Origin of the sequence: Bacillus sp. FJAT-14266 (assembly GCF_001719225.1) — a bacterium.
GTDB classification, from domain to species: domain Bacteria; phylum Bacillota; class Bacilli; order Bacillales; family Bacillaceae; genus Bacillus; species Bacillus subtilis.
Genome location: NZ_CP017072.1, coordinates 168434 through 183976, shown reverse-complemented (window position 1 = coordinate 183976; position 15543 = coordinate 168434). Strand labels below are relative to the sequence as shown.

General features: G+C 45.6%; 9 protein-coding genes, 2 tRNA genes and 2 rRNA genes. 11 read left to right on the top strand and 2 right to left on the bottom strand.

The annotated features are described in order from the left end of the window. Nucleotides 1-54: 54 nt before the first annotated feature. Nucleotides 55-405 carry a ribonuclease P protein component gene (gene rnpA / locus BGM23_RS01065; protein ID WP_003242628.1) on the bottom strand — a complete coding sequence of 117 codons (351 nt, stop codon included), beginning with the start codon at nucleotides 403-405 and terminating at the stop codon, nucleotides 55-57. A 150-nt stretch (nucleotides 406-555) separates the two neighbouring features. After that, nucleotides 556-690, bottom strand: coding sequence for a 50S ribosomal protein L34 (gene rpmH / locus BGM23_RS01060; RefSeq protein ID WP_003178075.1), 135 nt, complete (start codon nucleotides 688-690; stop codon nucleotides 556-558). A gap of 626 nt (nucleotides 691-1316) precedes the next feature. On the opposite strand from rpmH, the gene dnaA reads away from it, so the two are divergent. The 11 genes from dnaA to BGM23_RS01005 all read left to right on the top strand — a co-directional run bounded on the left by dnaA (nucleotide 1317) and on the right by BGM23_RS01005 (nucleotide 15543). Then, nucleotides 1317-2657, top strand: coding sequence for a chromosomal replication initiator protein DnaA (dnaA, locus tag BGM23_RS01055; protein WP_003242674.1), 1341 nt, complete (start codon nucleotides 1317-1319; stop codon nucleotides 2655-2657). A gap of 188 nt (nucleotides 2658-2845) precedes the next feature. After that, nucleotides 2846-3982: a DNA polymerase III subunit beta gene (dnaN, locus tag BGM23_RS01050; protein ID WP_003226811.1), complete on the top strand. Its 1137-nt coding sequence runs from the start codon at nucleotides 2846-2848 to the stop codon at nucleotides 3980-3982. A gap of 130 nt (nucleotides 3983-4112) precedes the next feature. Continuing rightward, complete coding sequence (gene rlbA / locus BGM23_RS01045) at nucleotides 4113-4328, top strand: ribosome maturation protein RlbA (protein ID WP_003226810.1); 216 nt, start codon at nucleotides 4113-4115, stop codon at nucleotides 4326-4328. A 15-nt stretch (nucleotides 4329-4343) separates the two neighbouring features. Next, complete coding sequence (recF, locus tag BGM23_RS01040) at nucleotides 4344-5456, top strand: DNA replication/repair protein RecF (protein WP_003226809.1); 1113 nt, start codon at nucleotides 4344-4346, stop codon at nucleotides 5454-5456. A 17-nt stretch (nucleotides 5457-5473) separates the two neighbouring features. Then, nucleotides 5474-5719 (top strand): extracellular matrix regulator RemB, encoded by a 246-nt coding sequence (gene remB / locus BGM23_RS01035; protein ID WP_003219266.1) that lies wholly within the window; start codon nucleotides 5474-5476, stop codon nucleotides 5717-5719. A gap of 54 nt (nucleotides 5720-5773) precedes the next feature. Continuing rightward, the gene (gyrB, locus tag BGM23_RS01030) at nucleotides 5774-7690 is read left to right on the top strand and encodes a DNA topoisomerase (ATP-hydrolyzing) subunit B (protein WP_003226808.1); all 1917 of its coding nucleotides are present in this window, start codon (nucleotides 5774-5776) and stop codon (nucleotides 7688-7690) included. 210 nt (nucleotides 7691-7900) lie between these two features. Beyond that, nucleotides 7901-10366, top strand: coding sequence for a DNA topoisomerase (ATP-hydrolyzing) subunit A (gene gyrA, locus BGM23_RS01025; RefSeq protein WP_014475555.1), 2466 nt, complete (start codon nucleotides 7901-7903; stop codon nucleotides 10364-10366). Nucleotides 10367-10718: 352 nt separating this feature from the next. Beyond that, nucleotides 10719-12268, top strand: a 16S ribosomal RNA gene (locus BGM23_RS01020). A gap of 102 nt (nucleotides 12269-12370) precedes the next feature. Further along, nucleotides 12371-12447: transfer RNA gene (locus BGM23_RS01015), tRNA-Ile, on the top strand. 11 nt (nucleotides 12448-12458) lie between these two features. Beyond that, a tRNA-Ala gene (locus tag BGM23_RS01010) sits at nucleotides 12459-12534 on the top strand. Between the two features lie 81 nt (nucleotides 12535-12615). Further along, a 23S ribosomal RNA gene (locus BGM23_RS01005) occupies nucleotides 12616-15543 on the top strand. The 16S and 23S rRNA genes sit together here with 2 tRNA genes alongside, the layout of an rRNA operon.

Below are 15543 nucleotides of genomic sequence, written 5' to 3'. Positions count from 1 at the left end.
TGATCAACCAGAAAGGAAGCGCTTTTAAAAGTTGTAAGAAAGCAGTGGTGATGCCTACTTTGACGAAGATTTCTTATATAATGAAGACTTTCTGAATAGATGCTGCAGACTTTTTTTCGTTTCCTCATATGTCAGCTGGCTCGCCGGTTTTCTGGCAATAATGATGTAATCCTTTTCCTTCAGTCTCTCTTTCTCCTCAAGAAAGGCCTGCCGAATCAAACGTTTGATCCGATTTCGCATCACAGCATTGCCAATTTTTTTGCTGACGGAAAGCCCGACACGCAGTTCATCATTTTCAGGCTGATCAAGCGTATATAAGACAAACTGGCGGTTTGCAACTGATGTCCCATGTTTAAACACTTTTTGAAAATCTTCATTTTTCTTTAAACGATTTCGCTTCTTCAAATGACTCACTCCGATACTGGCTGGCAGAAACTTTTAAAATTTATTATGAACATGAGATGCATCTGAACCAGGAAGCATGCCCCGGTTCATACGCATCACATCTATCTTTTCCCATAACGTGAAAAAAGACCACTGACATTATTCAGTGGCCTAAGCTGATAATACTTTTCTGCCTTTGCGGCGACGGCGTGCTAAAACTAGACGACCGTTTTTTGAACTCATACGGCTTCTGAAGCCATGAACTTTGCTGCGTTTACGGTTATTCGGTTGGAATGTTCTTTTCATTTATGACACCTCCCTCGAGGAATAGCTGTTAAAGACAGTCTTACTTATTATATTTGCGTTACCTATTCATTGTCAACTTCACTAGTGCTTTTATTTCTTGCAACCATAATAGGATACCATACCTTTTCAACTTTCGAAACCTTATTTTTTAGATTCCTTAATTTTACGGAAAAAAGACAAATTCAAACAATTTGCCCCTAAAATCACGCATGTGGATATCTTTTTCGGCTTTTTTTAGTATCCACAGAGGTTATCGACAACATTTTCACATTACCAACCCCTGTGGACAAGGTTTTTTCAACAGGTTGTCCGCTTTGTGGATAAGATTGTGACAACCATTGCAAGCTCTCGTTTATTTTGGTATTATATTTGTGTTTTAACTCTTGATTACTAATCCTACCTTTCCTCTTTATCCACAAAGTGTGGATAAGTTGTGGATTGATTTCACACAGCTTGTGTAGAAGGTTGTCCACAAGTTGTGAAATTTGTCGAAAAGCTATTTATCTACTATATTATATGTTTTCAACATTTAATGTGTACGAATGGTAAGCGCCATTTGCTCTTTTTTTGTGTTCTATAACAGAGAAAGACGCCATTTTCTAAGAAAAGGAGGGACGTGCCGGAAGATGGAAAATATATTAGACCTGTGGAACCAAGCCCTTGCTCAAATCGAAAAAAAGTTGAGCAAACCGAGTTTTGAGACTTGGATGAAGTCAACCAAAGCCCACTCACTGCAAGGCGATACATTAACAATCACGGCTCCCAATGAATTTGCCAGAGACTGGCTGGAGTCCAGATACTTGCATCTGATTGCAGATACTATATATGAATTAACCGGGGAAGAATTGAGCATTAAGTTTGTCATTCCTCAAAATCAAGATGTTGAGGACTTTATGCCGAAACCGCAAGTCAAAAAAGCGGTCAAAGAAGATACATCTGATTTTCCTCAAAATATGCTCAATCCAAAATATACTTTTGATACTTTTGTCATCGGATCCGGAAACCGATTTGCACACGCTGCTTCCCTCGCAGTAGCGGAAGCGCCCGCGAAAGCTTACAACCCTTTATTTATCTATGGGGGCGTCGGCTTAGGGAAAACGCACTTAATGCATGCGATCGGCCATTATGTAATAGATCATAATCCTTCTGCCAAAGTGGTTTATCTGTCTTCTGAGAAATTTACAAACGAATTCATCAACTCTATCCGAGATAATAAAGCCGTCGACTTCCGCAATCGCTATCGAAATGTTGATGTGCTTTTGATAGATGATATTCAATTTTTAGCGGGGAAAGAACAAACCCAGGAAGAATTTTTCCATACATTTAACACATTGCACGAAGAAAGCAAACAAATCGTCATTTCAAGTGACCGACCGCCAAAGGAAATTCCGACACTTGAGGACAGATTGCGCTCACGTTTTGAATGGGGACTTATTACAGATATCACACCGCCTGATCTAGAAACGAGAATTGCGATTTTAAGAAAAAAAGCCAAAGCAGAAGGCCTCGATATTCCGAACGAGGTTATGCTTTACATCGCGAATCAAATCGACAGCAATATTCGGGAACTCGAAGGAGCATTAATCAGAGTTGTCGCTTATTCATCTTTAATTAATAAAGATATTAATGCTGATCTGGCCGCTGAGGCGTTGAAAGATATTATTCCTTCCTCAAAACCGAAAGTCATTACGATAAAAGAAATTCAGAGGGTAGTAGGCCAGCAATTTAATATTAAACTCGAGGATTTCAAAGCAAAAAAACGGACAAAGTCAGTAGCTTTTCCGCGTCAAATCGCCATGTACTTATCAAGGGAAATGACTGATTCCTCTCTTCCTAAAATCGGTGAAGAGTTTGGAGGACGTGATCATACGACCGTTATTCATGCGCATGAAAAAATTTCAAAACTGCTGGCAGATGATGAACAGCTTCAGCAGCATGTAAAAGAAATTAAAGAACAGCTTAAATAGCAGGACCGGGGATCAATCGGGGAAAGTGTGAATAACTTTTCGGAAGTCATACACAGTCTGTCCACATGTGGATAGGCTGTGTTTCCTGTCTTTTTCACAACTTATCCACAAATCCACAGGCCCTACTATTACTTCTACTATTTTTTATAAATATATATATTAATACATTATCCGTTAGGAGGATAAAAATGAAATTCACGATTCAAAAAGATCGTCTTGTTGAAAGTGTCCAAGATGTATTAAAAGCAGTTTCATCCAGAACCACGATTCCCATTCTGACTGGTATTAAAATTGTTGCATCAGATGATGGAGTATCCTTTACAGGGAGTGACTCAGATATTTCTATTGAATCCTTCATTCCAAAAGAAGAAGGAGATAAAGAAATTGTCACTATTGAACAGCCCGGAAGCATCGTTTTACAGGCTCGCTTTTTTAGTGAAATTGTAAAAAAATTGCCGATGGCAACTGTAGAAATCGAAGTCCAAAATCAGTATTTGACGATTATCCGTTCTGGTAAAGCTGAATTTAATCTAAACGGACTGGATGCTGATGAGTATCCGCACTTGCCGCAGATTGAAGAGCATCATGCGATTCAGATCCCAACTGATTTGTTAAAAAATCTAATCAGACAAACAGTATTTGCAGTGTCCACCTCAGAAACACGCCCTATCTTGACAGGTGTAAACTGGAAAGTGGAGCAAAGTGAATTATTATGCACTGCAACGGATAGCCACCGTCTTGCATTAAGAAAGGCAAAACTTGATATTCCAGAAGACAGATCTTATAACGTCGTGATTCCAGGAAAAAGTTTAACTGAACTCAGCAAGATTTTAGATGACAACCAGGAACTTGTAGATATCGTCATCACAGAAACCCAAGTTCTGTTTAAAGCGAAAAACGTCTTATTCTTCTCACGGCTTCTGGACGGGAATTATCCAGACACAACCAGCCTGATTCCGCAAGACAGCAAAACAGAAATCATTGTGAACACAAAAGAATTCCTTCAGGCCATTGATCGTGCATCTCTTTTAGCTAGAGAAGGACGCAACAACGTTGTAAAACTGTCCGCAAAACCGGCTGAATCCATTGAAATTTCTTCCAACTCCCCGGAAATCGGTAAAGTTGTGGAAGCAATTGCTGCGGATCAAATTGAAGGTGAGGAATTAAATATCTCTTTTAGTCCAAAATATATGCTGGATGCACTAAAGGTGCTTGAAGGAGCAGAAATACGCGTAAGCTTTACAGGCGCAATGAGACCTTTCTTAATTCGCACGCCGAATGATGAAACGATTGTACAGCTTATCCTCCCTGTCAGAACCTATTAATCCGATACACTGCTGCCGACCCGTCGGCAGCTTTTCTATTCGGTATCTGCTCCGACAAGTTTTCCCTTTCCCTAATTCGTTTTTTTTTAGTACAATTAGATATTAGTGATATTTGAAAGAGGTCGATATAATGGCAAATCCGATTTCAATTGATACAGAGATGATTACACTCGGACAATTCTTAAAATTAGCCGATGTGATTCAGTCTGGCGGTATGGCGAAGTGGTTTTTAAGCGAGCATGAAGTGCTTGTGAACGATGAGCCGGACAACCGCCGGGGCAGAAAGCTGTATGTTGGAGATGTGGTAGAGATTGAAGGATTTGGTTCATTTCAAGTCGTCAATTAAAGCGGGTGACACTGATTGTATATCCAGAACTTAGAACTGACATCTTACCGCAACTACGACCATGCTGAACTTCAATTTGAAAATAAAGTAAATGTGATCATCGGAGAAAACGCCCAGGGGAAGACAAACCTCATGGAGGCGATCTATGTCTTGTCCATGGCGAAATCGCACCGGACATCAAATGACAAAGAACTTATACGGTGGGACAAAGACTATGCTAAAATAGAGGGAAGAGTGATGAAGCAAAACGGGGCGATCCCGATGCAGCTCGTCATCTCCAAAAAGGGTAAAAAGGGCAAGGTCAATCATATTGAACAGCAAAAGCTCAGCCAGTATGTCGGGGCCCTCAACACCATTATGTTCGCGCCGGAAGATTTAAATCTTGTAAAGGGAAGCCCTCAAGTGAGAAGGCGGTTTCTTGACATGGAAATCGGACAGGTTTCTCCCGTCTACCTTCATGATCTTTCTCTTTACCAGAAAATCCTTTCCCAGCGGAATCATTTTTTGAAACAGCTGCAAACAAGAAAACAAACTGACCGGACGATGCTCGATGTTCTGACCGATCAGCTTGTAGAAGTTGCAGCAAAAGTCGTCGTAAAACGCCTGCAGTTTACAGCACAGCTCGAGAAATGGGCGCAGCCCATCCATGCAGGCATTTCAAGAGGGCTTGAAGAACTGACCCTGAAATACCATACAGCTCTTGAGGTATCAGATCCCCTAGATTTGTCGAAAATAGGAGATAGCTATCAAGAAGCGTTTTCTAAATTAAGAGAAAAAGAAATTGAGCGTGGTGTGACGCTGTCAGGGCCACATCGCGATGATGTTCTTTTCTATGTGAACGGACGCGATGTGCAGACGTATGGTTCTCAAGGACAGCAGCGAACGACGGCGTTGTCCCTTAAGCTGGCGGAGATTGACCTGATCCATGAAGAAATCGGAGAATATCCCATTTTACTATTGGATGATGTACTGAGTGAACTGGATGATTATCGCCAGTCACACTTGCTTCATACGATCCAAGGCCGTGTACAAACGTTTGTCACAACGACAAGCGTTGATGGCATTGATCACGAAACCTTACGTCAAGCAGGAATGTTCCGTGTGCAAAATGGTGCGTTAGTGAAGTGAAGAAATGAGGTGAGCAATTGTATATTCATTTAGGTGATGACTTTGTGGTTTCAACACGAGATATTGTCGGCATTTTTGACTTTAAAGCCAACATGTCGCCTATTGTTGAAGAATTTCTGAAAAAACAGAAACACAAGGTGGTGCCTTCCGTAAACGGCACGCCCAAATCTATCGTAGTCACGGTTCAGAATATATATTACTCTCCCTTATCTTCCAGCACATTAAAAAAACGTGCGCAATTTATGTTTGAAATAGATTCTTAGAAATTTTTTATCACGAATATATCGTTTAGAAAAGTGTAGGTGAATGACGTGGCTATGGAACAGCAGCAAAACAGTTATGATGAAAATCAGATACAGGTACTAGAAGGATTGGAAGCTGTTCGTAAAAGACCGGGGATGTATATCGGTTCGACAAACAGCAAAGGCCTTCACCACCTGGTATGGGAAATTGTCGACAATAGTATTGACGAAGCCCTCGCCGGTTATTGTACGGATATCAATATCCAAATCGAAAAAGACAACAGTATCACGGTTGTAGATAATGGCCGCGGTATTCCAGTCGGTATTCATGAAAAAATGGGCCGTCCTGCGGTAGAAGTCATTATGACGGTACTTCATGCCGGAGGAAAATTTGACGGAAGCGGCTATAAAGTATCCGGAGGATTACACGGTGTAGGTGCGTCTGTCGTAAACGCACTATCAACAGAGCTTGATGTGACGGTTCACCGTGACGGTAAAATTCACCGCCAAACTTATAAACGCGGAGTTCCGGTTACAGACCTTGAAATCATTGGCGAAACGGATCATACAGGAACGACGACACATTTTGTCCCGGACCCTGAAATTTTCTCAGAAACAACCGAGTATGATTATGATCTGCTTGCCAACCGCGTACGTGAATTAGCCTTTTTAACAAAGGGCGTAAACATCACGATTGAGGATAAACGTGAAGGACAAGAGCGCAAAAATGAATACCATTACGAAGGCGGAATTAAAAGTTATGTAGAGTATTTAAACCGCTCTAAAGAGGTTGTCCATGAAGAGCCGATTTACATTGAAGGCGAAAAGGACGGCATTACGGTTGAAGTGGCTTTGCAATACAATGACAGCTACACAAGCAACATTTACTCGTTTACAAACAACATTAACACGTACGAAGGCGGTACCCATGAAGCTGGCTTCAAAACGGGCCTGACTCGTGTTATCAACGATTACGCCAGAAAAAAAGGGCTTATTAAAGAAAATGATCCAAACCTAAGCGGAGATGACGTAAGGGAAGGGCTGACAGCGATTATTTCAATCAAACACCCTGATCCGCAGTTTGAGGGCCAAACGAAAACAAAGCTGGGCAACTCAGAAGCACGGACGATCACCGATACGTTATTTTCTACGGCGATGGAAACATTTATGCTGGAAAATCCAGATGCAGCCAAAAAAATTGTCGATAAAGGCTTAATGGCGGCAAGAGCAAGAATGGCTGCGAAAAAAGCCCGTGAACTAACACGTCGTAAGAGTGCTTTGGAAATTTCAAACCTGCCCGGTAAGTTAGCGGACTGCTCTTCAAAAGATCCGAGCATCTCCGAGTTATATATCGTAGAGGGTGACTCTGCCGGAGGATCTGCTAAACAAGGACGCGACAGACATTTCCAAGCCATTTTGCCGCTTAGAGGTAAAATCCTAAACGTTGAAAAGGCCAGACTGGATAAAATCCTTTCTAACAACGAAGTTCGCTCTATGATCACAGCGCTCGGCACAGGTATTGGGGAAGACTTCAACCTTGAGAAAGCCCGTTACCACAAAGTTGTCATTATGACAGATGCCGATGTTGACGGCGCGCACATCAGAACACTGCTGTTAACGTTCTTTTACAGATATATGCGCCAAATTATCGAGAATGGCTACGTGTACATTGCGCAGCCGCCGCTCTACAAGGTTCAACAGGGGAAACGCGTTGAATATGCGTACAATGACAAGGAGCTTGAAGAGCTGTTAAAAACTCTTCCTCAAACCCCTAAGCCTGGACTGCAGCGTTACAAAGGTCTTGGTGAAATGAATGCCACCCAGCTATGGGAGACAACCATGGATCCTAGCTCCAGAACACTTCTTCAGGTAACTCTTGAAGATGCAATGGATGCGGACGAGACTTTTGAAATGCTTATGGGCGACAAGGTAGAACCGCGCCGAAACTTCATAGAAGCGAATGCGAGATACGTTAAAAATCTTGACATCTAATCATAAAAAGCCTTATTTCCAATAAGAAATAAGGCTTTTTTCTGAACAAGATCAGATGCAGCAATGCTTGCAGTACCTATATATTCTAGCAATTTAATGTGTATAATCATAAGTTTATTGATATAATGGAGAATAGTGAAATCGTATTGAAGGTCATAATGGACAATCTACTCCCACATATTTCATGTGATACTTCAGGGAGGTTTTTTAATGAGTGAACAAAACACACCACAAGTTCGTGAAATAAATATCAGTCAGGAAATGCGTACGTCCTTCTTGGATTACGCAATGAGCGTTATTGTGTCTCGTGCTCTTCCAGATGTTCGTGACGGTTTAAAACCGGTTCACAGACGGATTTTATACGCAATGAATGATTTGGGCATGACAAGTGACAAACCTTATAAAAAATCCGCGCGTATCGTTGGAGAAGTTATCGGGAAATACCACCCGCACGGTGATTCAGCGGTATATGAATCCATGGTCAGAATGGCTCAGGATTTCAACTACCGTTATATGCTCGTTGACGGTCACGGAAACTTCGGTTCTGTTGACGGAGACTCAGCGGCGGCCATGCGTTATACAGAAGCAAGAATGTCTAAAATCTCAATGGAGATTCTTCGTGACATCACAAAAGACACAATCGATTACCAGGATAACTATGACGGGTCAGAAAGAGAACCTGTCGTTATGCCTTCAAGGTTCCCGAATCTGCTCGTGAACGGTGCTGCCGGCATTGCGGTAGGTATGGCAACAAACATTCCTCCGCACCAGCTGGGAGAAATCATTGACGGTGTACTTGCTGTCAGTGAGAATCCGGACATTACAATTCCAGAGCTTATGGAAGTCATTCCAGGGCCTGATTTCCCGACCGCGGGTCAAATCTTGGGACGCAGCGGTATCCGGAAAGCATACGAATCAGGCCGAGGCTCTATCACGATCCGGGCAAAAGCTGAGATCGAACAAACATCTTCGGGTAAAGAAAGAATTATCGTTACAGAGTTACCTTACCAAGTAAATAAGGCGAAATTAATTGAGAAAATTGCTGATCTCGTAAGGGACAAAAAGATAGAGGGTATCACAGATCTGCGTGATGAGTCAGATCGTACAGGTATGAGAATTGTCATTGAAATCAGACGCGATGCCAATGCGAATGTCATCTTAAACAATCTGTACAAACAAACTGCTCTACAAACATCTTTTGGCATCAACCTGCTTGCACTTGTTGATGGCCAGCCGAAAGTTTTAACTCTTAAGCAATGTTTGGAGCATTACCTTGACCATCAAAAAGTGGTCATTAGACGCCGTACTGCTTATGAATTGCGTAAAGCAGAAGCGAGAGCTCATATCTTGGAAGGATTGAGAGTTGCACTGGATCATCTCGATGCAGTTATCTCCCTTATCCGTAATTCTCAAACGGCTGAAATTGCGAGAACAGGCTTAATTGAACAATTCTCACTGACAGAGAAGCAAGCACAAGCGATCCTTGACATGAGGCTCCAGCGTTTAACGGGACTGGAACGTGAAAAGATTGAAGAAGAATACCAATCTCTTGTTAAATTAATTGCAGAGCTAAAAGACATCTTGGCAAATGAATATAAAGTGCTTGAGATCATTCGTGAAGAACTCACGGAAATCAAAGAGCGTTTTAACGATGAAAGACGTACTGAGATTGTCACTTCTGGACTGGAGACAATTGAAGATGAAGATCTCATCGAGAGAGAAAATATCGTAGTTACTCTGACGCACAACGGATACGTCAAACGTCTTCCTGCATCAACTTACCGCAGTCAAAAACGGGGCGGAAAAGGTGTACAAGGTATGGGAACAAACGAAGATGATTTCGTTGAACATTTGATCTCTACGTCAACTCATGACACGATTCTCTTCTTCTCGAACAAGGGGAAAGTGTATCGTGCAAAAGGGTATGAAATCCCTGAATACGGCAGAACGGCAAAAGGAATCCCGATTATTAACCTGCTGGAGGTAGAAAAGGGTGAGTGGATCAACGCGATTATTCCAGTCACGGAATTCAATGCGGAGCTTTACCTTTTCTTCACTACAAAGCATGGGGTTTCAAAACGAACATCGCTATCTCAATTCGCTAATATCCGCAACAATGGTCTAATCGCTTTGGGTCTTCGTGAAGATGATGAACTGATGGGTGTACGTCTGACTGACGGCACAAAACAAATCATCATTGGAACGAAAAACGGTTTACTGATCCGTTTCCCTGAAACAGATGTCCGGGAGATGGGAAGAACTGCGGCGGGCGTAAAAGGCATCACCCTGACGGATGACGACGTTGTTGTCGGCATGGAGATATTAGAGGAAGAATCACACGTCCTTATCGTAACTGAAAAAGGGTACGGAAAACGAACTCCGGCTGAAGAGTACAGAACCCAAAGCCGGGGCGGAAAAGGACTCAAAACAGCGAAAATCACCGAGAACAACGGCCAACTAGTAGCAGTGAAAGCTACTAAAGGTGAAGAGGATCTAATGATTATTACAGCTAGCGGCGTACTCATCAGAATGGACATCAATGATATCTCCATCACCGGACGTGTCACTCAAGGTGTGCGTCTCATCAGAATGGCAGAAGAAGAGCATGTTGCTACAGTAGCTTTAGTAGAGAAAAACGAAGAAGATGAGAATGAAGAAGAACAAGAAGAAGTGTGAGAAAAAGCGCAGCTGAAATAGCTGCGCTTTTTTGTGTCATAACCCTTTACAGTCATAAAAATTATGGTATAATCATTTCTGTTGTCTTTTTAAAGACACAAACATGACCATTATGACTAGTAAAAACTTTTTCAAAAAAGTATTGACCTAGTTAACTAAAAATGTTACTATTAAGTAGTCGCTTCGAGAGAAGCACGCAAAGTTCTTTGAAAACTAAACAAGACAAAACGTACCTGTTAATTCATTTTTATAAATCGCACAGCGATGTGCGTAGTCAGTCAAACTAGGGCCTGCACGACGCAGGCCACACAGGTGTCGCCGCAGGATGCGGTGAACTTAACCTGTGATCCATTTATCGGAGAGTTTGATCCTGGCTCAGGACGAACGCTGGCGGCGTGCCTAATACATGCAAGTCGAGCGGACAGATGGGAGCTTGCTCCCTGATGTTAGCGGCGGACGGGTGAGTAACACGTGGGTAACCTGCCTGTAAGACTGGGATAACTCCGGGAAACCGGGGCTAATACCGGATGGTTGTTTGAACCGCATGGTTCAAACATAAAAGGTGGCTTCGGCTACCACTTACAGATGGACCCGCGGCGCATTAGCTAGTTGGTGAGGTAACGGCTCACCAAGGCAACGATGCGTAGCCGACCTGAGAGGGTGATCGGCCACACTGGGACTGAGACACGGCCCAGACTCCTACGGGAGGCAGCAGTAGGGAATCTTCCGCAATGGACGAAAGTCTGACGGAGCAACGCCGCGTGAGTGATGAAGGTTTTCGGATCGTAAAGCTCTGTTGTTAGGGAAGAACAAGTACCGTTCGAATAGGGCGGTACCTTGACGGTACCTAACCAGAAAGCCACGGCTAACTACGTGCCAGCAGCCGCGGTAATACGTAGGTGGCAAGCGTTGTCCGGAATTATTGGGCGTAAAGGGCTCGCAGGCGGTTTCTTAAGTCTGATGTGAAAGCCCCCGGCTCAACCGGGGAGGGTCATTGGAAACTGGGGAACTTGAGTGCAGAAGAGGAGAGTGGAATTCCACGTGTAGCGGTGAAATGCGTAGAGATGTGGAGGAACACCAGTGGCGAAGGCGACTCTCTGGTCTGTAACTGACGCTGAGGAGCGAAAGCGTGGGGAGCGAACAGGATTAGATACCCTGGTAGTCCACGCCGTAAACGATGAGTGCTAAGTGTTAGGGGGTTTCCGCCCCTTAGTGCTGCAGCTAACGCATTAAGCACTCCGCCTGGGGAGTACGGTCGCAAGACTGAAACTCAAAGGAATTGACGGGGGCCCGCACAAGCGGTGGAGCATGTGGTTTAATTCGAAGCAACGCGAAGAACCTTACCAGGTCTTGACATCCTCTGACAATCCTAGAGATAGGACGTCCCCTTCGGGGGCAGAGTGACAGGTGGTGCATGGTTGTCGTCAGCTCGTGTCGTGAGATGTTGGGTTAAGTCCCGCAACGAGCGCAACCCTTGATCTTAGTTGCCAGCATTCAGTTGGGCACTCTAAGGTGACTGCCGGTGACAAACCGGAGGAAGGTGGGGATGACGTCAAATCATCATGCCCCTTATGACCTGGGCTACACACGTGCTACAATGGACAGAACAAAGGGCAGCGAAACCGCGAGGTTAAGCCAATCCCACAAATCTGTTCTCAGTTCGGATCGCAGTCTGCAACTCGACTGCGTGAAGCTGGAATCGCTAGTAATCGCGGATCAGCATGCCGCGGTGAATACGTTCCCGGGCCTTGTACACACCGCCCGTCACACCACGAGAGTTTGTAACACCCGAAGTCGGTGAGGTAACCTTTTAGGAGCCAGCCGCCGAAGGTGGGACAGATGATTGGGGTGAAGTCGTAACAAGGTAGCCGTATCGGAAGGTGCGGCTGGATCACCTCCTTTCTAAGGATGTTATACGGAATATAAGACCTTGAGTCTTATAAACAGAACGTTCCCTGTCTTGTTTAGTTTTGAAGGAACTTTGTTCCTTGAATAAGTTAAGATGGGCCTGTAGCTCAGCTGGTTAGAGCGCACGCCTGATAAGCGTGAGGTCGGTGGTTCGAGTCCACTCAGGCCCACCATCTTATATAACGGGGCCTTAGCTCAGCTGGGAGAGCGCCTGCTTTGCACGCAGGAGGTCAGCGGTTCGATCCCGCTAGGCTCCACCAACGTGTTCTTTGAAAACTAGATAACAGTAGACATCACATTCAATTAGTAATACAAGATATCACATAGTGATTCTTTTTAACGGTTAAGTTAGAAAGGGCGCACGGTGGATGCCTTGGCACTAGGAGCCGATGAAGGACGGGACGAACACCGATATGCTTCGGGGAGCTGTAAGCAAGCTTTGATCCGGAGATTTCCGAATGGGGAAACCCACCACTCGTAATGGAGTGGTATCCATATCTGAATTCATAGGATATGAGAAGGCAGACCCGGGGAACTGAAACATCTAAGTACCCGGAGGAAGAGAAAGCAAATGCGATTCCCTGAGTAGCGGCGAGCGAAACGGGATTAGCCCAAACCAAGAGGCTTGCCTCTTGGGGTTGTAGGACACTCTGTACGGAGTTACAAAGGAACGAGGTAGATGAAGAGGTCTGGAAAGGCCCGCCATAGGAGGTAACAGCCCTGTAGTCAAAACTTCGTTCTCTCCTGAGTGGATCCTGAGTACGGCGGAACACGTGAAATTCCGTCGGAATCCGGGAGGACCATCTCCCAAGGCTAAATACTCCCTAGTGACCGATAGTGAACCAGTACCGTGAGGGAAAGGTGAAAAGCACCCCGGAAGGGGAGTGAAAGAGATCCTGAAACCGTGTGCCTACAAGTAGTCAGAGCCCGTTAACGGGTGATGGCGTGCCTTTTGTAGAATGAACCGGCGAGTTACGATTCCGTGCAAGGTTAAGCAGAAGATGCGGAGCCGCAGCGAAAGCGAGTCTGAATAGGGCGCATGAGTACGTGGTCGTAGACCCGAAACCAGGTGATCTACCCATGTCCAGGGTGAAGTTCAGGTAACACTGAATGGAGGCCCGAACCCACGCACGTTGAAAAGTGCGGGGATGAGGTGTGGGTAGGGGTGAAATGCCAATCGAACCTGGAGATAGCTGGTTCTCTCCGAAATAGCTTTAGGGCTAGCCTCAAGGTAAGAGTCTTGGAGGTAGAGCACTGATTGGACTAGGGGCCCCTACCGGGTTACCGAATTCAGTCAAACTCCGAATGCCAATGACTTATCCTTGGGAGTCAGACTGCGAGTGATAAGATCCGTAGTCGAAAGGGAAACAGCCCAGACCGCCAGCTAAGGTCCCAAAGTATACGTTAAGTGGAAAAGGATGTGGAGTTGCTTAGACAACCAGGATGTTGGCTTAGAAGCAGCCACCATTTAAAGAGTGCGTAATAGCTCACTGGTCGAGTGACTCTGCGCCGAAAATGTACCGGGGCTAAACGTATCACCGAAGCTGCGGACTGTTCTTCGAACAGTGGTAGGAGAGCGTTCTAAGGGCTGTGAAGCCAGACCGGAAGGACTGGTGGAGCGCTTAGAAGTGAGAATGCCGGTATGAGTAGCGAAAGAGGGGTGAGAATCCCCTCCACCGAATGCCTAAGGTTTCCTGAGGAAGGCTCGTCCGCTCAGGGTTAGTCGGGACCTAAGCCGAGGCCGAAAGGCGTAGGCGATGGACAACAGGTTGATATTCCTGTACCACCTCCTCACCATTTGAGTAATGGGGGGACGCAGGAGGATAGGGTAAGCGCGGTATTGGATATCCGCGTCCAAGCAGTTAGGCTGGGAAATAGGCAAATCCGTTTCCCATAAGGCTGAGCTGTGATGGCGAGCGAAATATAGTAGCGAAGTTCCTGATTCCACACTGCCAAGAAAAGCCTCTAGCGAGGTGAGAGGTGCCCGTACCGCAAACCGACACAGGTAGGCGAGGAGAGAATCCTAAGGTGATCGAGAGAACTCTCGTTAAGGAACTCGGCAAAATGACCCCGTAACTTCGGGAGAAGGGGTGCTCTGTTAGGGTGCAAGCCCGAGAGAGCCGCAGTGAATAGGCCCAGGCGACTGTTTAGCAAAAACACAGGTCTCTGCGAAGCCGTAAGGCGAAGTATAGGGGCTGACGCCTGCCCGGTGCTGGAAGGTTAAGAGGAGCGCTTAGCGTAAGCGAAGGTGCGAATTGAAGCCCCAGTAAACGGCGGCCGTAACTATAACGGTCCTAAGGTAGCGAAATTCCTTGTCGGGTAAGTTCCGACCCGCACGAAAGGCGCAACGATCTGGGCACTGTCTCAACGAGAGACTCGGTGAAATTATAGTACCTGTGAAGATGCAGGTTACCCGCGACAGGACGGAAAGACCCCGTGGAGCTTTACTGCAGCCTGATATTGAATGTTGGTACAGCTTGTACAGGATAGGTAGGAGCCTTGGAAACCGGAGCGCCAGCTTCGGTGGAGGCATCGGTGGGATACTACCCTGGCTGTATTGACCTTCTAACCCGCCGCCCTTATCGGGCGGGGAGACAGTGTCAGGTGGGCAGTTTGACTGGGGCGGTCGCCTCCTAAAAGGTAACGGAGGCGCCCAAAGGTTCCCTCAGAATGGTTGGAAATCATTCGCAGAGTGTAAAGGCACAAGGGAGCTTGACTGCGAGACCTACAAGTCGAGCAGGGACGAAAGTCGGGCTTAGTGATCCGGTGGTTCCGCATGGAAGGGCCATCGCTCAACGGATAAAAGCTACCCCGGGGATAACAGGCTTATCTCCCCCAAGAGTCCACATCGACGGGGAGGTTTGGCACCTCGATGTCGGCTCATCGCATCCTGGGGCTGTAGTCGGTCCCAAGGGTTGGGCTGTTCGCCCATTAAAGCGGTACGCGAGCTGGGTTCAGAACGTCGTGAGACAGTTCGGTCCCTATCCGTCGCGGGCGCAGGAAATTTGAGAGGAGCTGTCCTTAGTACGAGAGGACCGGGATGGACGCACCGCTGGTGTACCAGTTGTTCTGCCAAGGGCATCGCTGGGTAGCTATGTGCGGACGGGATAAGTGCTGAAAGCATCTAAGCATGAAGCCCCCCTCAAGATGAGATTTCCCATTCCGCAAGGAAGTAAGATCCCTGAAAGATGATCAGGTTGATAGGTCTGAGGTGGAAGTGTGGCGACACATGGAGCTGACAGATACTAATCGATCGAGGACTTAACCAT